This is a genomic window from Luteibacter rhizovicinus, assembly GCF_004342265.1.
In the GTDB taxonomy this organism is placed as follows: domain Bacteria; phylum Pseudomonadota; class Gammaproteobacteria; order Xanthomonadales; family Rhodanobacteraceae; genus Luteibacter; species Luteibacter rhizovicinus_B.
Genome location: NZ_SMCS01000007.1, coordinates 61421 through 79763, shown reverse-complemented (window position 1 = coordinate 79763; position 18343 = coordinate 61421). Strand labels below are relative to the sequence as shown.

The following is an 18343-nucleotide window of genomic DNA, read 5'->3' as shown; positions in this document are numbered from 1 at the left end:
ATGACGCACCCGCTCCGCCTCACGACGAATCGATTCCCTGCCGCATGAATATCTCCGGCCCGTTCATACGCCGCCCCATCGGCACGTCGCTGCTTGCTATCGGCATCTTCGTCGTTGGCATGATCTGCTACTTCCTGCTCGGCGTTGCCGCGCTGCCGAACATCCAGTTTCCCGCCATCTTCGTGCAGGCCCAGCAGTCGGGTGCCGACGCGAGCACGATGGCGTCGACGGTCGCGGCGCCGCTCGAGCGGCATCTGGGCCAGGTGCCCGGCATCGACCAGATGCGTTCGAACAGTTCGGAAGGGAGCACCTTCGTCCTGCTGTTCTTCCAGAACGGCACCAATCTCGATGCCGCCGCGCGCGACGTGCAGTCGGCGATCAACAGCGCACAGGCGGATCTGCCCTCCGGACTGCTCAACGCACCGAGTTATCAGAAGGCCAATCCGAACGACGATCCGGTGATCGTGCTGGCGCTCACGTCCGATACGCTGGCGCCGACCGATCTGTACAACCTCGCCGATTCGATCCTTGCGCAGCGCCTGCGCCAGCAGGTCGGCGTGGCGTCGGTGGATATCGCAGGCAGCGCCACGCCCGCGATCCGCGTCGACGTGAATCTGCGCGCGCTGAACGCGATGGGTCTTTCGCCCGATCAGTTGCGCAATTCGCTCACGGCTGCAAACGTTACGTCGCCGCAGGGTTTTCTATCCGACGGCAAGACGACGATGGCGGTTACGGCGACCGACTCGCTGTACACGGCGGAACAATTCGGCAAGCTCATCATCGCGAACAAGAACAACGTTCCGATTCGCCTGTCCGATGTCGCGAAGGTCTACGACGGCCAGCAGGATGCCTACCAGGCGGCCTGGTTCAACGGTCACCCCGCGATCCTGATGTACGTCTACAAGAAATCCGATGCCAATGTCATCGCCACGGTCGACAACATCAAGGCGCAGGTGCCGTTGATGCAGACCTGGTTGCCTGCCGGGGCGAAGCTGTCGCCGTTCTTCGACGGCACGCCGACGATTCGCGCCTCGCTGGGCGAAGTCCAGATCACGCTGATGATCAGCCTGGCCATGGTGATCATGACGATGGCGCTGTTCCTGCGGCGCCTTGCACCAACGGTAATCGCCGGTCTGGCCGTGCCACTGTCGCTGGCGGGCGCGTTCGTCGTCATGTACATCTTCGGGTACACGCTCAACAACCTGACGCTGCTGGCGCTGGTCATCGCGATCGGCTTCGTCGTCGACGACGCCATCGTCGTTATCGAAAACGTCATCCGGCATATGGATGAAGGCATCCCCCGGTTCGAAGCCGCGCTGCTCGGTGCGCGCGAGATCGGTTTCACCATCGTCTCGATCACGGCATCGCTGATCGCCGTGTTCATTCCGCTGCTTTTCGCAGGCGGCATCACCGGGATGTTCTTCAAGGAGTTTACGGTGACGTTGTGTGCGGCGATCGGCGTGTCGGCGCTGGTGTCGCTGACGCTCACGCCGTCGCTTTGCGGACATTTCCTTACCGCGCACAGTGCGAAACCGCCGTCGCGTCTCGGCAGGAAGCTCGAAGTATTCCACGAGCGAATGCTCGGCGCCTATCGCCGCGCGCTGGACTGGACGCTGCGTCACGCATTGCTGATGGCGCTGACGCCGCTGCTCCTGATTGGTGCGACCTTCGTGCTCGCGGGCATGGTCAAGGCCGGCTTCTTCCCGCCGCAGGACACCGGGCTGATGACCGCTCGCGCCACGAGCAGTTCGACCGTGTCGTTCGGCGAGATGAAAGTTCGCCAGGCGCGCATCACCGACATGCTCCTGAACGATCCGGCGGTGAAAGCCGTGGGTTCGCGTCTGGGCACGAGCCGTACCGGTTCCAGCGGCTTCTTCACTATCGAACTGAAGACACTTGCCGATGGTCGCAACGAAACGACCTTCGACGCGCTGGCACGCCTGAGTGCGAAAGCCAACAATTTCCCCGATCTCAACCTTAGACTGCGTCCGGTGCAGGATTTGCCCACCGGTGGCGGTGGCGGCACCAGTCAAGGTGCGCAGTACTCCGTATCGCTGAAAGGCAACGACATCGTCGAGCTCCAGACGTGGTTGCCGAAGCTGGTCGACGAACTGAAGAAGAATCCGATGCTCAAGGACATCGGTAGCGATATCGATGCGCAGGGCCTGCGGCAGAACCTCATCATCAATCGCGACGACGCGGCTCGGCTCGGCGTGTCGATCGGCGATATCGACGGAGCGCTTTACAACGCTTTCGGGCAGCGCGCGGTGTCGACGATTTATTCGGATATCAATCAGTACCGTGTCATCGTTAACTCGTTGCCCGGCCTGGCCGCGACGCCCGATGCGCTGAACCGCCTCTACGTAAAATCCAGCTCGGGGGCCATGGTGCCGATTACCGCCGTGACCCAGCAGAAGTCGGGGCTCGCGCCGAGTCAGATCGTGCACGAAGATCAATACACGAGCATGGGCGTCAGCTTCAATCTCGCACCGGATGTCAGCATGGGCGAGGCGATGCAAGTCATCCAGAAGACGATCAGCAACATGCGCATGCCCGGCGACATCCGCCTTGACGTGGGCAGCGACTTCCGTCGCTTCCAGCAGGGCCAGAGCGACATGCCGCTGTTGATCCTCGCGGCGATCGTCACGGTCTATCTGCTGCTGGGCATGCTCTACGAGAGCCTGATCCATCCGGTGACGATTCTGTCGACGCTTCCCGCCGCCGGTGTCGGCGCTCTGGCCGCGCTGGTCATTACCAATACGGAGCTTTCGATCGTCGCGATGATCGCGCTCGTGTTGCTGATCGGTATCGTGAAGAAGAACGCGATCATGATGATCGACTTCGCGCTCGTGGCCGAACGGGAGCACGGCAAGAACGCCGTCGAGGCGATCCGCGAGGCATGCCTGGTGCGCTTCCGTCCGATCATGATGACGACGATGGTCGCCATCCTGGCGGCATTGCCGCTGGCCATCGGCCTGGGCGAAGGCTCCGAACTGCGCCGGCCGCTGGGTATCGCGATGATCGGCGGCCTGCTGATTTCGCAGAGCCTGACCCTGCTCAGCACGCCGGCCCTGTACGTGATCTTCGCCTGCCTCAGCGAGCGCTGGAAGCGCCGCAAGGCCGCCCGCCTGGAACGCAGGCAGGCAAAGCGGGCGCTGGCGCGGCAGAGCTAAGCCAGCACCGTACGCAGGCGCATCGTCCGGCCACGGCTCGTGTGCGGGAGCGCGCCACATGGGCCGGGGAGGCGCGGCTTTCCCCCGTAGACCGAAAGCGAGACAATGAGCGGCTTGTGCGTGCCCGTCGGGACGCGGCGGCTGTCCGCGCCTTGCGACTGACGAGTTCGCCCCAAAGATTGCCGTAACTCGAAAGGTCACCAAAGACATGTCCAGTACGCCGAAGATCATCTACACCCTTACCGACGAAGCCCCGTTCCTTGCCACGCAGTCGCTGCTGCCGATCGTCGAGGCCTTCACGGCCACCGCGTCCATCGCGGTCGAGACGCGCGACATCTCGCTCGCGGGCCGCATCATCGCGCAGTTCCCGGATCGCCTGAACGCCGATCAGAAGATCGCCGACGATCTGGCCGAGCTGGGCGAACTGGCCACCACGCCCGAAGCCAATATCATCAAGTTGCCGAACATCAGCGCTTCGGTGCCGCAGCTGAAAGCCGCGATCAAGGAACTCCAGCAGAAGGGCTATGCCTTGCCGGAGTATCCGGACGATCCGCGCACCGACGCCGAGAAAGACGCGAAAACACGCTACGACCGCGTCAAGGGCAGCGCCGTGAACCCCGTGCTGCGCGAAGGCAACTCCGATCGCCGCGCGCCGGCTTCGGTGAAAAGCTACGCACGCAAGCACCCCCATCGCATGGGTGCCTGGTCCGCCGATTCGAAGTCGCACGTCGCCCATATGGAAAGCGGCGATTTCTACGGCAGCGAGAAATCCGCGCTGATCGCCAACGACGGTGCGGTAAAGATCGAATGGTTTGGCAAGGACGGCACGAGCAAGGTCCTGAAAGAAAAGACGTCGGTTTCCGCAGGTGAGCTGATCGACGCGTCGGTCATGAGCAAGAAGGCGCTCTCGACGTTCATCGACGCGCAGATCGAAGATGCGAAGCGTGCGAACGTACTGTTCTCGCTGCACCTCAAGGCGACGATGATGAAGGTCTCCGACCCCATCATGTTCGGCGTGGTCGTCAACGAGTTCTACAAGGACGCACTGGCGAAGCATGCCGACGTGCTGAAGCAGATCGGCTTCGATGCGAATAACGGTATCGGCGACCTGTACTCGCGCATCAAGGCGCTGCCCGCCGACCAGAAGGCCGCGATCGAAGCGGACATCGCCGCCGAATACGCGAAGCGTCCGGCACTGGCGATGGTCAATTCGGACAAGGGCATTACCAACCTGCACGTACCCAGCGACGTGATCGTCGACGCGTCCATGCCGGCGATGATCCGCGACTCGGGCAAGATGTGGGACGCGCAGGGCAAGTTGCAGGACACCAAGGCGATCATCCCCGACCGCAGCTATGCCGGCGTCTACCAGGTGGTCATCGAAGACTGCAAGGCGCATGGCGCGTTCGATCCCGCCACGATGGGCAGCGTGCCCAATGTCGGCCTGATGGCGCAGAAAGCCGAGGAATACGGCTCCCACGACAAGACGTTCCAGATCGCCGCCGACGGCACCGTGCGCGTTACCGATGCCAGCGGCAATCTGCTGCTCGAGCACGCCGTGGAAGCGGGTGACATCTGGCGTATGTGCGAAACCAAAGACGCACCGATCCAGGACTGGGTGAAGCTCGCCGTATCCCGTGCGCGCCTCAGCAATACGCCGGCCGTGTTCTGGCTCGATCCCGAGCGTGCGCACGATACGCAGGTCATCGCGAAGGTTCGGCGTTACCTCAAGGATCACGATACGTCCGGTCTGGACATTCGCATCCTGTCGCCGGTCGAAGCCACGCGTTTCTCGCTCGCTCGCATCCGCAAGGGTCAGGACACGATTTCGGTCACGGGTAACGTCCTGCGAGACTATCTCACCGACCTGTTCCCGATCATGGAACTGGGCACCAGCGCGAAGATGCTTTCCGTCGTGCCGCTGATGGCCGGTGGCGGCCTGTTCGAAACAGGCGCTGGCGGTTCCGCGCCGAAGCACGTGGAACAGTTCGTCGAAGAAAACTATCTGCGTTGGGATTCGCTCGGCGAGTTCCTTGCGCTGGCGGCATCGCTGGAGCACCTGGGCAATCGCTATGACAACGCCGGTGCGGCGGTGCTCGCGCGGACGCTGGATCAGGCCAACGGCAAGTTCCTCGACAACAATAAGTCGCCCGCGCGTAAGGTCGGCGAACTCGACAACCGTGGCAGCCACTTCTATCTGGCGATGTACTGGGCGCAGGCCCTGGCCGCCCAGAACGACGATGCCGCGCTGAAGGCGAAGTTCGCGCCACTGGCACGCACGCTGGAAGAGAACGAGGCGAAGATCGTCGCGGAACTCAGTGCCGTGCAGGGCAAGCCGGTCGAGATCGGTGGTTACTACCAGCCGAACCTCGCCCTGGTCAGCAAGGCGATGCGTCCGAGCGCGACTCTGAACGCCGCGCTCGCGACTATCGTCTCGTCGTTGTAATTCCGTAGATCCGTCGCACGTACCGTTCTACCGGTGCGTGCGACGGCGCCACGGTCGCTGCGCGGTCTCGTCAGCGGAGCCCCCACGCTGGAGGCGTGTATGTCAGTGCCCACGTCGCCATCAGTTCGTGTACCCGCGTGGTGGGATGAAGCGTGTCCCAGAAGATGTAGCGCTGCGGATCGCAGCCCTCACGCAGTGCATGGCGTGTGATGTAGTTCAATGCACCCGGCGTATTGATATCGAGGCACGAATCGCTCACGTTGCTGAAGCCAAATTTGGCCGGTGTCGCGACCAGCTCGTCAAAGTGGCTTCGTGCATCGACAACGCGTACCTCGATGCCGTGCCGTGCAGCCAGTGCTTCGGTCACCTTACCGATTCTCGCGTTGTAATGGTCTACTTTGTCTGTCACGGTCTGCGCGTCGTCACGGCGCAACAGAAACACAGGTGCCTTTGAAAGGTCGGGCAGATTCACGATGAGTATCTTCGTTGCTCCTGCATTGGCCAGTGTTTCGAGTGCCTTCTCCTGATCGTCCAGTGCTTGCTGGGCCGTGGTGTCGTCGCTGACGAAATCGTTGCCGCCGATGAGGAGGGTAAAAAGTGTCCGTGAAACGTCGTAGTCCCGGGTATGTTTCATGTATCGGACATACGAATCGACCTGACTGCCGATGCCGTTGATGAGTCCGACGTAAACATCTTTCGACTCCGCACCGCCAACGGCCCAGGTCACGAGGGGCAGTCCTGTCTTCGCCGCCAGGTGCTCGACCCAGACGGGTCCATTGGAGAATCGGCCGGCAAACCAGGATGCGCCGGGCAACTTCCATAGCGATGCATTGAACACGTTGCCGCTGTCGCTCAGGCTGTCGCCGAACGCGACGATACGTTCGACAGGCTTTCCCGGTGCCGAGTCGGTCATCGACCAGATCTGATAGTTGTAAGAATCGACGTTATCCGCCGCCGATACCGTCACGAGTTCGCCGGGGATACCTTTTTCGGCAAGAGTCCGGATGCACGTGGCTCGCAGTCGTGCGTAACTCACATTGGTAAAGAACATCGCCTGGCCGGGAAGCACGCTGATTCCTTGCCAGTGCCCAACGATTGTGCTGTCTTCGCCATCGGCGAACAGGAAATCCGTTGCGGCGGAAGCCGGGTTCATGTCCGCGCGGTAATGGCATCGGACATGGGTTGTGGATGCCTCCGACGTGATCGATGGATAGGTTGCCGCGGTATTCGCCGACGCATGCGTGCCGATAAATGCCAGCGCGATGCCCGCCAACGCGAAAGCGTTTGCGATCCTCATCCTGATTTTCCTTTCATGGAGTGTTGGCCCGGCAGGGGTTTACCGGTACTCCATTAAAGGCGAGGTTCCGGGCTCACGCCTGTCAGGCGTAGCCCGCAATCTGAGTCGGAAGTTACTTCATGTCAGAAAGAGAGCAGAGGGTCATGGATAACCCTCCGCTCTCATGGCATTACCTATGAAAGGCACCTAGCATCATTAAAATGATCAGAACGAGCGTGTATATGACGCTGATTGTCTTGGTTAATGGGGTCTTGGCCAGAATGCAAGCGAGCGAGCCAAGGCTCAAGAGGATGCCCGATAGATAGAAAGGCATCGTCATCAGTCGCAAAAATAAGTGCCAGCGATTTGGCCAATGGTCGCGCCGACGGTAAACCCCGTTGCGCCGCCGAAGCCGTAAGTTGTTCCTACACCGATAGCCGCGCCAAAGAGCGCCCCGCCAAGCATAAAGCCTCCAACACACCGCTCGTAGCTATGATCGATGCCGGGAGGCGCCAGCATCAAGCCACCGGACACTTCGTCAATTTCATTCATTGTCAGTTCTTGCATTGTCTACTCCTTAAGTATTTGCGGGCAGAAAGGCCCTGCCGATCCATGAGCACAACCAAGGATGGTCGGATCATCCCGGAGCCGGAAGATACTCATGCGATGCGGTGTCCGCAACGGAAAAGGAGTGCATTTCTCGCCCTTTGTGTTTGTCGCGACGATTCCTCGCGCGTGGGTGGGGAAATCAGCTACATGAGGTGTCGGATTGCGCAAGAAGATCACCCTCATCAATGCACGAATACGCGACGCCCTGAAAGACGCCGCGACCTGTGCTTGAGCCACAGTTGCTGCGTAGGTGTATGGGGCGGGGGATACCGCGTTCGGGGGCGCTCCTGCACAGAACCTCGAGATGCCATAGCTCCCTCACCGTCACCCCGGCGCACGTCGGGGTCCGCAGCGACCACTTGGGGCTAATCCGAGCGCTGAAGTGTCCGCTTGAAAACATCGCGACAACCGCACACCTCGCCGCGGGTTCCGGCGTGCGCCGGAACGACGATGAGGGGGGGTAGACGCTTTCGACCCCTAGAACCGATAGTTCACACCAACATTAACGACACGTCCACGCGGGTCCGCCTGCGTGCTGTCGAAGTAGGTGTACGACGGGTCCCACGGCGGCCGACGGTTTTGCAGGTTCTGCACCGCCAGCGTCAGGGTGGTGCGCTCGATACCGGTATAAGCGATCGAAAGATCCGCGGTGCTCCAGTTCTTTACGCGGGCGGGATACGCATCGGTCAGCCGGTTTTCCGGGTTCTGCTTGTATCCACCGGTGTAGTACCAGGTCAGCGTGCTGTTGAAGTCGCCGATCGACCAGCCGATCCCCGTGCTCCCGCGCCAGTAGGGCAGCGATCCGAAGATATTCGTCCCTGCACCGTTGACCGACGGTTGACCCGCCACGCGCGGCTGCCGGTAATCGAGCAGTCGAGACCAGTTGCCGCGCAGAGTGAAATCGCCCCAACGACCGGCATGCAATACATGGCTGAAGTCGATATCGACACCGTCCGTGGTGAGACTGCTCTGGTTCTGATACTGGTTGTAGATGGTGACGATGCGTCCCTGCTCACGCACCACGCGTCCGGGGTAAACCTCCGGATGATTGACGATGTAGGTCGTGTCGTCCGGGCCGATGATGCCGTTCTGGACGATATGGTAGTAATCCAGCCCGATGCTCGTGTCGACAGTCGGCGACACGACGATGCCGACGTTGTAGTTTTTCGAACGTTCCGGCTTCAGTTTCGGATTGGCGGCATTGACACCGGTATAGCTGCGGCGCTGTCCTGGCGTGATCGGGTCGTACGGATCGACCACGGAGCCGTAGCTGACCGCCGTACTGTTGGTGATCTCCGGCAAGGACGGTGCGCGGAAGCCGCGCGAGAACGAGCCGCGCAGCAGGAGCCAGTCCAGCGGCTGCCAGCGTAACGAGAACTTTGGTGCAAAGGCGTTGCCGAAGTCGCTGTAGTGATCGAGGCGTCCCGCGATATTCGCTTCCAGCGTGGTCAGCAGCGGTACGTTGAACTCGGCGTATCCGGCCGAAACGTTACGCGCGCCATGAATGATATCGATCGCGGGTCGTAGCTCGGTGCCCGACAGCACGGCATCGGAAGTATTCGAATCGATCGACTCGCGACGGAATTCCGCGCCAGCGGCGAATCCCACGGTCCCTGCGGGCAGGTCGAACAATAGCCGGCTCGCCGTGGCATTGGCCGCGCTGATCTTGCTTACCGCCGGGCGTAGCGTTGCCAGTCTCAATGCGTCGACCGCCGACGCGTTGTTGGTATTGCTGGTGAAGTCGTAGCCGCCGTCGGCAAGCAGGGACTGGAAGGCATACCGGTTGCCGAAGTTGGTCACCGTTTCGGTGAGCCTGCTCTCGGAATGCAGGGCCGAGATATCCCAGTCCCAACCGGCGTTGCGTCCGCGCAGTCCGAACAGTATGCGATTGAATATCTGCCGGTCGCGCTTGTTGCGTTGTCCGACATCCCACAGATTGGTATTGACCGGCGTCGGTACGCCATACGGATTGGCGGGGTTGCCTACCGGAAGCGCCGTGTCGATATTGGTCAGTGTCTGGTTTGCGTTATTCCATGCGCGCAGTCCGCTGCCGATCGATAGCGGCGGCGAGAAGGTGAAGCCCGCGCGGGTGCGGCTATATATCCACTCGCCATAGGCCTGCAGGTCGTCGCCGAGTTTCAGCGTTCCGCGAAGTACGCTGTGATAGCGCTCAACCTTAGGCATCAGCGTTGTGTATTGCGCGGGGTTGTACGCCCAGACCTGGCCGGATTTGCCTGGCGTGATCGCGCCGTAGTCGACTTTTCTCACCGGCCCGACAGCGTTGGCGAAACCTTGTGTCGCATCATTGTTGTAGTAATTGGTCGGCGTCCAGTTGAGGCGGCCACCGGGTTTGTCGCGGAAATCGTTGTCGCGCATCCAGCCCACATCGTCCTGATCCAGGCGGTCGCGTTCCTGGCCGTCGACGGCAAAGAAAATGTTGTAGCCGTCCTTAGCGAGATCGCCCGATCCGCCGAGTAGATGAAAGCTACGTTCACGCTGGCCGGTTCCTTCGGTACTGCTACCAAAGTTTCCGCCTGCCTCGAAACCCTGGTAGTTCTGCTTCAGGATGATATTCACTACGCCGGCGATAGCATCGGAGCCATAGACGGCGGATGCGCCGTCTTTCAGCACTTCGATGCGCTCGACCGCCGACAACGGCAGCGCATTGAGGTCGACGAAGGTGTCCTGCAGCTCGTTCGCGGTCGCGAAGTTCGATACGCGCTTGCCGTCGACCAGCACTAGTGTGTTCTTGGAGCCCAGCCCGCGCAGCGATACGCTGGCCGTGCCCGCGGAGAAGCTGCCGGTGTATTGCTCGTTGAAGCTGTTGCCGTTGTTGGCGGAAATGGTGCGTAGGAAGTCCGGCAGATTGGTCTTGCCGCTGTGCTCGATCTGCGCGGCGGTCAGTACTTCGACGGGGCTGGCACCTTCGGCGTCGGTGGTTTTGATATTGGAGCCCGTTACTGTCACGGCTTGCAGCTGCGCTGCCTGATCCGGCGATGTCTGCGCATGCACGGATGCAGCCAGCAGGCTCCCAATGGCCATGGGCAATAAAGCGATCTTGTTCATGTGCTATCTCACGAGGGGGAAGAGATGCACCCGGTAGCGCCGCCAGGGCGACACGGTGCAGCAGCCCGCACGCCGACGATCGGGCGTCCAGACGGACGTCCAAAGTCGGCCGCGCGCGGCCACCCGGGTTGGGGAGTGGGGGAGGTTTTCTAGTAACGAAGGACGGTGTGGGGGACCATCAGACGTACGTGCGCTGGGTCAGCGACAACAGCGGCAACACGACGCCAGGCGGCGAGTCGTGTTGAAGAAAAGCTTGCTGTTGATCGGGCTTGTCACGGTAAATCCCCAGGACGTTACGACCCATGCCGGTTAATTTGGCAGCATGGAAGGCCAATTGATACATCCATGGAATGGATTGTCAACGACTTTATCGTCAGAACTTACGGGAAGGGTTGTGCCTGAGTATTGCTGGAAGGCAAGTATTCCTTCGCGGCGAAGTTCAGAATTCCTTCCACAACGGGCCGGATGACGGTGCGGAATGCAGCCGTTTTTCATGCGAGGCCGGTGCCGGAGGAGGCGCGGTCGCTGTCGTGACGGAAGGGACTGGTAGCGCGTCGTCGAAGCGAAAGAACGTGATTCGTTCCAGAAGCGCCTGCGATAGCTCGAACGCCCTGCGACTGGCCGCGCTGGCTTCCTCCACGAGTGCGGCGTTCTGTTGCGTGACTTCGTCGAGCGCACTGACGGCGTGGTTGACCTCGCCGATACCGGCGGCCTGCTGCTGCGATGCGGCGGCGATTTCCTCGACAATGGCATTAACGGTACGGGCGCCCACGGCAATTTCGTTCAGCGCCTGACCGGTACGTTCGACGAGCTCCGCGCCTTCGCGTACTTTCATACTGCTGCTCTGGATCAGCGTACGAATCTCACGAGCGGCGGCGCTGCTACGTTGCGAAAGCATGCGGACTTCGGAGGCGACGACCGCGAAGCCACGGCCCTGTTCGCCGGCGCGAGCGGCTTCAACCGCCGCATTCAGGGCAAGCAGGTTGGTCTGGAATGCGATCTCGTCGATCAGCACCACGATCTCGCCGATCTGCGCACTCGATGCCGTGATTTCATGCATTGCCGCGACGGCGTCGTTCGAAATGCCCGATCCTTGTTCGGCGTTCTGACGAACCTGTGCCGCCATGCGCCGCGCATGGTCCGCGCCGTCGGCGTTCTGTTTTACCGAGGCGGCCATCTGTTCCATGGAGGCCGCGGTCTGTTCGAGAGAGCTGGCCTGTTCCTGCGTACGTTGCGACAGATCGTCGTTGCCGCGCGAGATATCGCGCGCTGCGCCGCTCACGTCTTCGGACGATGTGCGAATGGAACCGACGATCTCAGACAGTCGCAAGTCCATGCTGCCAAGTGCGCCCAGCATGTCGCCGAACTCGTCCCGCGAGCGGGTCGTCCAGTTGTTGCCGAGCTTGCCATGGCTGATCGCCTGCACCAGTGAGCGCGCCCGCACCAGTGGCCGCATGACCGATCGGGACAGCAACATGCCGAGCAGCACCACGAAGACCATACCGATGGAGGCCACCACGACCGTCAGCACGAACGTGAAGCGATATGCGTTACCCGCGCTGGCAAAGGCGTCCGCTGCTTCCCTCGTATTGCTTGCGGCGATGGCGTCGGCGAGATTGGATTCTTCGGTAAGCACGGGTGCCACCTCATCGAGGATGAGCTTTCGCGCCTCGGATGTATTTCCCATTTCTATAAGCGACAGGGTTTTCTGAACGAGCGGTCGGGCCTTTTCCTTCGTCGCGATGAAAGCCAGAGCCTGTGCGCGCTCATCGTCCGACGTGACCATGGACGGATAGTAGGACGCCCACGACGCATCGAGTTGCACGATGTTTTTCAGTATTTCGGCGCGGGTGGCCGCGCCGTCTCCCGTTGCCCGGAGCATTTCGCGGGTAAGCAGGGCGCGGTTCTCGACGATCATCGATCGCACGTCGCCGATGGCGGCGATCGGCCGAACGTTGCTGTTGTACATGCGGTCGAGCCGGTCGTTGCTGGCCCGTATGCCGCGGATGCCCACCAGGCCCAGCACCAGCGCAACGATTAACACGGCGCCCATCGAGCCGCCGATTCTTGCTCTTACCGATATGCGCACCGTTTCTCTCCTCGCGTAGCCGATGCATGTGTATCGGCGCGTGGCGGGAAGGGTGTTGTCGGTGATGGCCGTGCGCTTGTGTCGGCGATTTATTGTAGGAGCCCGCTTGCGGGCGAAGGCCAACAGGACGAGGAAGACGGATGCTCACATTCGCGAGCCCGATCTACGGGCTGCGGATGTCACGCACAGCATCTCCGCTTCGTTGGCTTTCGCCCGCAAGCGGGCTCCTACAAAAAAGCGGCGACCGGGCTCAGGTCGCGCTGGCTTGTTCCAGTTTGCCGATTTCTTCGGGCGACAGCGTCAACCTCACCGCGCCCGCAAGCTCGCGTAATTGCTCGACGCTGGTCGCACTGGCGATCGGTGCGGCGATGCCGGGACGCGTCATCAGCCATGCCAGCGCGACCTGCACGGGTTTCGCACGCTGCGCTTCGGCGACTTCGTCCAGCGCGCCGAGCACGCGCAGGCCACGGGCATCGAGATACGTCTTCGCTTTGCCGCCGCGAGCCTTGCTCTTGTCCAGATCGGCTTCGCTACGGTACTTGCCGGTCAGGAATCCGCTGGCCAGCGAGTAATAACTGATAACGCCGACATCTTCCTTCACGACCAGCGGCTGCAATTCGGCCTCGTAACCGGCGCGGTCCAGCAGGTTGTATTCCGGCTGCAGCGTTTCGTAGCGTGGCAGACCATGGTCTTCGCTGAATTTCAGGGCGTCGGCCAGACGGCTGGCGCTGTAATTGGACGCGCCAAGCACACGCACTTTGCCTTGTTTCACCAGATCGGCGAAGGCGTGCATGGTTTCCTCGAGCGGCACTTTCGGATCGTCCTCATGCGCCTGGTACAGGTCGATGTAATCGGTCTGAAGACGACGTAGCGAATCTTCCACGGCTTCGCGGATATTGACGGGCGAGAGGCCCGGATAACGGGCCCATTTGCCGACTTTCGTGGCTACGACCACCTGGTCGCGCTTGCCGGACTTCTTCAGCCATTTGCCGATAATCGCTTCCGACTCTCCGCCTTCGTTACCCGGAACCCAGGCTTCGTAGACGTCGGCGGTGTCGATCAGATTGAAACCTTCTTCCACAAAGGCATCCAGCAGTTCGAAGGAGCGCTTTTCGTCGGCGCTCCATCCGAATACATTGCCTCCGAACGCCAGTGGCGCGACTTCCAGCGGCGACCGGCCTAACCTGCGCTTGTTCATGGGGATATCCAGCGAGAATGGAAAACACCCATGATGCCGCCATGTCGGTCGACGTGGCGTAGTCGACGATCAGCAGGCGTGTCGCGGTCCGATCATGCAGTCGGTCGGATCGGGGCAGGGGGCGGCCTTCTCCGCGGCTTTCGCGGCTTCCCGATCGTTTTCGGCCTTTGCCAGCGACCAAAGCAGCTCGCGATTCGTGATGTGACCGTGCAGGAACGCCAGACCCGTAAACATCGAAGCCATGATCCTCTCCCCGAACTGTCGCAGAAAGCTGCGACTTGGTGTGGGGACAAAGCGTGCGCTCTGGACTGCGGCGGAAAAAGCGATATGTTTGCAATCCAGACTTGAGGGAAATTCACATGTCCCGGATGCCGTTGGCTCTATTGCAGGGGTTCGTGCTGGTTGCCCGTACCGGCAAGCTGTCGCGTGCGGCCGAGCAACTGAACCTGACCGTCAGTGCGCTCAGTCACCAGATCCGCAATCTGGAAACCCGCCTCGGCCGCAGGTTGTTCGAGCGCGGCCCTCGTGGCGTGGTCCTCACCATGGACGGGAATCATCTGCTGGATGCTATCGGGCACCATTTCGACGGCATCGAGCAGGCGCTGCACCGCTATGCGGGGCGCCATCAGGACGCGCTGACGGTCAGTGTGCTGCCCTCGGTCGCCTCCAGCTGGCTGGTCCCGCGACTTCCCCGTCTGGTCGCGCGCCATCCCGAGCTGGAAATCAGCCTGCAATCCACCGCATCGCTCGTGGACTTCGATCGCGAGCCGGTCGATGCCGCCATCCGGTATGGCATGGGGCAGTGGCCGCGCACCACGGCCGAGCGCCTGTTCGGCGAGTACATCGTTCCCGTGGCCAGTCCGGCGCTGATCGAGCGTATGGGCGGCATGCCCGACGTGTCCCTTGCGGGATGGCCGCTGCTGGGCGACCCGTCGGGACGCTGGACGGGCTGGGCCGAGAAATTCAAAACGCCCTTGCCGGGCCGGTACGTGGCCCGGTTCGATAACACCGAAACCATGCAGCGCGCGGCGCTGGAGGGCATGGGGGTGGCCCTCGCGCGGCTGGTGATGGCTCGCTCGCTCATCGAATGCGGTGCGCTGGTCATGCTGTGCGAGGAGCGGCTACGGGTAGCCGAAGCCTATTACCTCGTCTATCCCAGGCGCTCCGAAACGCATGCCGGCATGACGGCTTTCAGGGGCTGGCTGCTGGAAGAGGCCGCTTGTCATGAAGCGGGTCTCGGCGAGCCACCAAAGGCTTGACACTTGCGCAGCGCAGCACGACAATTCTCGCGCTATCGCGCGGCTTCACGCGCCTTCAGCACCCTGCCATTTCTTAACCAAGGCATATGGACGTCTACCCTAGTCGACGCGCCGACATCCGCAAGCATCGGATGGCGGCGTTGAAAAATAATCGCCTGCGGCGACCGTAAAGGTCTGCCGGCGCTTTCCTGACTAGGAAAGTCCGGCTCACCCTCGACGGAAGCCTACGGCTTCCGTTATCCGAGGAGTGAGCCATGAAGCTCAATCTTGATATGTCCGGCGCCCGCATGTTCGGCCGTCGTCTCGCGTTCGCGCTGGCCCGCCGCCGCGCCGATGCTTCCGCACGTCCGCGCACCATCACCGTGCCACGGTCCCGTCATGCCGAAGAAAGCCTGGCGAAACCCAAGAGTCGCACCCTTTTGCCATCATGAGCAGCGATACAGCGACAGGGGCGCGGCGTCCGCCGCACGGCTCCATGTCGATGACCAGCAGAATATCCATTCGTCGGCTCCGCGCCGGCGCGGGACGTCGCAACCCCGGTTGACGTCCGCTCGCGCCCGGTGGCTTCGATGTGCACCAGGGAAAGCGAGTCATCATGAAGAAGCACCGCGCAGCTGATCCGGCTGCAACCCCGCTCCAGAACACTATCGTCCGGGACGCTTTCCGCGCCGGACCGGAGCTGCTTGCGTCGCTGGACAGCGGTCTCGACGGCCTGAACGAAGCGCAGATCGCGGAGCGTCTCGACCGCGACGGCGTCAACGAAGTCAGTCACGAGAAGCCGCCACACTGGTCGCTGCAGCTGCTTCGCGCGTTCAAGAACCCGTTCATCATCGTGCTGGTCGTGCTCGCGATCGTGCAGCTGGTCACCGAGCCGGACGACCTCACCGGCCCGGTCATCATCTGCGTGATGGTGGGCATCAGCGTTCTACTGAGCTTTACCCAGGAATTCCGCTCGTCGCACGCGGCGGAAAAACTCAAGGCGATGGTCCGGAATACCTCGACGGTCACGCGTCGCGCGGACGACGATCATGCCGAGCGTATCGAAGTGCCGGTCGAGGAACTGGTGGTCGGCGATATCGTGCACCTGGGCGCCGGCGACATGGTGCCGGCCGACCTGCGTTTGCTGGCCGCCAAGGATCTCTTCATCAGCCAGGCCATTCTCACAGGCGAATCGCTGCCGGTGGAGAAGGTCGCGCCGAACGGCCGCGACGTCGGCGACGTAGGTAATCCCCTCGACCTGTCGACCGTTTGCTACATGGGCACCAACGTGGTCAGTGGCACCGCGACCGCGGTGGTCCTCGCCACCGGACAGCGCACCTATCTGGGCTCCCTGGCGCATACGCTTTCCGGTCAGCGCGTCCAGACGAGCTTCGATCGCGGCGTGTCCAGCGTCAGTTGGCTGCTGATCCGCTTCATGGCGGTGATGGTGCCGATCGTTTTCCTGATCAACGGTTTCGACAAGGGCGACTGGGTCGAGGCCTTCATGTTCGCGCTGTCGGTGGCCGTGGGTCTCACCCCGGAAATGCTGCCGCTGATCGTGACCGCCAATCTCGGCAAGGGCGCGCTCGCCATGTCGAAGCGCAAGGTGGTGGTCAAGCGTCTGAACGCCATCCAGAATTTCGGCGCCATGGACGTGCTGTGCACGGATAAGACCGGCACGCTCACGCTGGACAAGATCGTGCTGGAGCGTCATCTCGATCTGGCCGGTGCCGAGTCCGACGAGGCTCTGGAATACGGCTATCTCAACAGCCGTTTCCAGACCGGCCTGCGCAACCTGATGGACAAGGCCGTGCTAGCGCATCGCGATCTGGAGCCCAGCGCCCGTCGTTTCCGCATCGTCGACGAAATCCCGTTCGATTTTCAGCGTCGCCGCATGTCCGTGGTCGTGACCGGAGACGATGGCCAACACCTGCTGATCTGCAAGGGCGCCGTCGAGGAAATGCTGGCCATCTGCACCGAGGCCAGGACGGGAGACATCGTCGAGCCGATGACCGACGAGAAGCGCCGGGAAATTCGCTCGATGACGCGCCGGCTCAACGAAGACGGTCTGCGCGTACTGGTCGTGGCCATTCGCCGTGAGCCGCTGCACGACCGTCCCTACGGTGTCGCCGACGAAAGCGGGCTGACCGCGGTGGGCTGCCTCGCCTTCCTCGATCCGCCGAAGGATTCGGCCGCGACGGCCATCCGCGCGCTCCACCACCACGGCGTGGCGGTCAAGGTCATCACCGGCGACAACGAGGCCGTAACCCGCAAGATCTGCTCGGAAGTGGGGCTGGATGTCGTCGCCTCGATACTCGGTCGCGACGTCGAGGCGCTGGACGACGACGCGCTGGACGAACTGGTCGATCGCACGACCGTTTTCGCGAAGATGTCGCCGACCCAGAAGGCGCGCGTGGTCAAGTCGCTGCAGCGCCGCGGCCACACGGTGGGCTTCCTTGGCGACGGCATCAACGATGCCCCCGCGCTTCGCGAGGCGGACGTCGGCATTTCCGTCGACACGGCAACGGATATCGCCAAGGAATCGGCCGATATCATCCTGCTCGAAAAGAATCTGATGGTGCTGGAAGAAGGTGTGCTCGAGGGGCGCGTCACCTTCGGCAACATCATGAAGTACATCAAGATGACGGCCAGCTCCAACTTCGGCAACGTCTTCAGTGTGCTGGTGGCGAGCGCCTTCCTGCCCTTCCTGCCCATGCTGCCCTTGCAGATCCTGGTGCAGAACCTGCTGTACGACCTGTCCCAGCTATCCATCCCCTTCGACCGGATGGACGAGGAATACCTGCGCAAGCCGCGCAAGTGGGACGCGCGCGACATCGGCCGTTTCATGGTGTGGATCGGTCCGGTCAGCTCGATCTTCGACATCACGACGTTCTGGCTTCTGTGGCATTACTTCGGGGCCAACGACGTCGCCCACCAGTCGCTGTTCCAGTCCGGGTGGTTCATCGAAGGCCTGCTGTCCCAGACGCTGATCGTGCACATGATCCGCACGCGCCGCATTCCGTTCCTGCAGAGCGTCGCCTCGGCGCCGGTGCTGGCGCTGACCGGCCTGATCATCGTGGTCGGCATGCTCGTTCCCTATTCGGGGCTGGGCGCGAAGATCGGCATGCAGCCACTTCCGGGCATCTATTTCGCCTGGCTGGCCGTGACGTTGCTGTGCTACAGCGCACTGACGCAGGTGATGAAGACGATCTACATCCGCCGATTCGGCCGCTGGCTATAACCTAGCG

The 18343-nt window shown here is 61.9% G+C and carries 12 protein-coding genes; 5 read left to right on the top strand and 7 right to left on the bottom strand.

Annotated elements, in window-relative coordinates:
- Nucleotides 1–44 precede the first annotated feature (44 nt).
- Together EC912_RS15855 and EC912_RS15850 are read left to right on the top strand one after the other, a co-directional pair.
- Nucleotides 45–3173, top strand: coding sequence for an efflux RND transporter permease subunit (locus EC912_RS15855; protein WP_132145851.1), 3129 nt, complete (start codon nt 45–47; stop codon nt 3171–3173).
- Between the two features lie 208 nt (nt 3174–3381).
- Entirely contained in the window at nt 3382–5619 is a 2238-nt protein-coding gene (locus EC912_RS15850) for an NADP-dependent isocitrate dehydrogenase (protein WP_132145849.1), read from the top strand.
- A 70-nt stretch (nt 5620–5689) separates the two neighbouring features.
- On the opposite strand, the gene EC912_RS15845 is transcribed toward EC912_RS15850, so the two are convergent.
- The 7 genes from EC912_RS15845 to EC912_RS19445 form a co-directional block, all read right to left on the bottom strand.
- Nucleotides 5690–6916, bottom strand: coding sequence for an SGNH/GDSL hydrolase family protein (locus EC912_RS15845; protein WP_132145847.1), 1227 nt, complete (start codon nt 6914–6916; stop codon nt 5690–5692).
- A 318-nt stretch (nt 6917–7234) separates the two neighbouring features.
- Nucleotides 7235–7462 (bottom strand): Blp family class II bacteriocin, encoded by a 228-nt coding sequence (locus EC912_RS15840; RefSeq protein WP_132145845.1) that lies wholly within the window; start codon nt 7460–7462, stop codon nt 7235–7237.
- Between the two features lie 519 nt (nt 7463–7981).
- Nucleotides 7982–10570 carry a TonB-dependent receptor plug domain-containing protein gene (locus EC912_RS15835; protein WP_132145843.1) on the bottom strand — a complete coding sequence of 863 codons (2589 nt, stop codon included), beginning with the start codon at nt 10568–10570 and terminating at the stop codon, nt 7982–7984.
- Between the two features lie 178 nt (nt 10571–10748).
- Nucleotides 10749–10874, bottom strand: a complete 126-nt coding sequence (locus EC912_RS19765; protein WP_279389041.1) for a hypothetical protein — start codon at nt 10872–10874, stop codon at nt 10749–10751.
- 135 nt (nt 10875–11009) lie between these two features.
- A complete protein-coding gene (locus EC912_RS15830) occupies nt 11010–12659 on the bottom strand; it encodes a methyl-accepting chemotaxis protein (RefSeq protein ID WP_279389040.1) in 1650 nt (549 codons plus the stop codon).
- A gap of 250 nt (nt 12660–12909) precedes the next feature.
- Nucleotides 12910–13857 (bottom strand): aldo/keto reductase, encoded by a 948-nt coding sequence (locus tag EC912_RS15825; RefSeq protein ID WP_132145839.1) that lies wholly within the window; start codon nt 13855–13857, stop codon nt 12910–12912.
- Between the two features lie 69 nt (nt 13858–13926).
- The gene (locus tag EC912_RS19445) at nt 13927–14100 is read right to left on the bottom strand and encodes a hypothetical protein (protein WP_165973637.1); all 174 of its coding nucleotides are present in this window, start codon (nt 14098–14100) and stop codon (nt 13927–13929) included.
- Nucleotides 14101–14216: 116 nt separating this feature from the next.
- Between EC912_RS19445 and EC912_RS15820 the strand changes: the two genes are divergently transcribed.
- The 3 genes from EC912_RS15820 to mgtA all read left to right on the top strand — a co-directional run bounded on the left by EC912_RS15820 (nt 14217) and on the right by mgtA (nt 18336).
- Complete coding sequence (locus tag EC912_RS15820; RefSeq protein WP_132145837.1) at nt 14217–15116, top strand: LysR substrate-binding domain-containing protein; 900 nt, start codon at nt 14217–14219, stop codon at nt 15114–15116.
- A gap of 254 nt (nt 15117–15370) precedes the next feature.
- On the top strand, nt 15371–15547 hold the full coding sequence (locus tag EC912_RS19440; RefSeq protein WP_165973636.1) for a hypothetical protein: 177 nt from the start codon (nt 15371–15373) through the stop codon (nt 15545–15547).
- Between the two features lie 164 nt (nt 15548–15711).
- The gene (gene mgtA, locus EC912_RS15815) at nt 15712–18336 is read left to right on the top strand and encodes a magnesium-translocating P-type ATPase (protein WP_132145835.1); all 2625 of its coding nucleotides are present in this window, start codon (nt 15712–15714) and stop codon (nt 18334–18336) included.
- The last annotated feature ends 7 nt before the right edge of the window (nt 18337–18343 follow it).

Bases quoted from the DNA above. Each gene is read 5' to 3' on its own strand.
- EC912_RS15855 (WP_132145851.1), top strand. From the start codon at position 45: ATGAATATCTCCGGCCCGTTCATACGCCGCCCCATCGGCACGTCGCTG.
- EC912_RS15850 (WP_132145849.1), top strand. From the start codon at position 3,382: ATGTCCAGTACGCCGAAGATCATCTACACCCTTACCGACGAAGCCCCG.
- EC912_RS15845 (WP_132145847.1), bottom strand. From the start codon at position 6,916: ATGAGGATCGCAAACGCTTTCGCGTTGGCGGGCATCGCGCTGGCATTT.
- EC912_RS15840 (WP_132145845.1), bottom strand. From the start codon at position 7,462: ATGCAAGAACTGACAATGAATGAAATTGACGAAGTGTCCGGTGGCTTG.
- EC912_RS15835 (WP_132145843.1), bottom strand. From the start codon at position 10,570: ATGAACAAGATCGCTTTATTGCCCATGGCCATTGGGAGCCTGCTGGCT.
- EC912_RS19765 (WP_279389041.1), bottom strand. From the start codon at position 10,874: ATGGGTCGTAACGTCCTGGGGATTTACCGTGACAAGCCCGATCAACAG.
- EC912_RS15825 (WP_132145839.1), bottom strand. From the start codon at position 13,857: ATGAACAAGCGCAGGTTAGGCCGGTCGCCGCTGGAAGTCGCGCCACTG.
- EC912_RS19445 (WP_165973637.1), bottom strand. From the start codon at position 14,100: ATGGCTTCGATGTTTACGGGTCTGGCGTTCCTGCACGGTCACATCACG.
- EC912_RS15820 (WP_132145837.1), top strand. From the start codon at position 14,217: ATGTCCCGGATGCCGTTGGCTCTATTGCAGGGGTTCGTGCTGGTTGCC.
- EC912_RS19440 (WP_165973636.1), top strand. From the start codon at position 15,371: ATGAAGCTCAATCTTGATATGTCCGGCGCCCGCATGTTCGGCCGTCGT.
- mgtA (WP_132145835.1), top strand. From the start codon at position 15,712: ATGAAGAAGCACCGCGCAGCTGATCCGGCTGCAACCCCGCTCCAGAAC.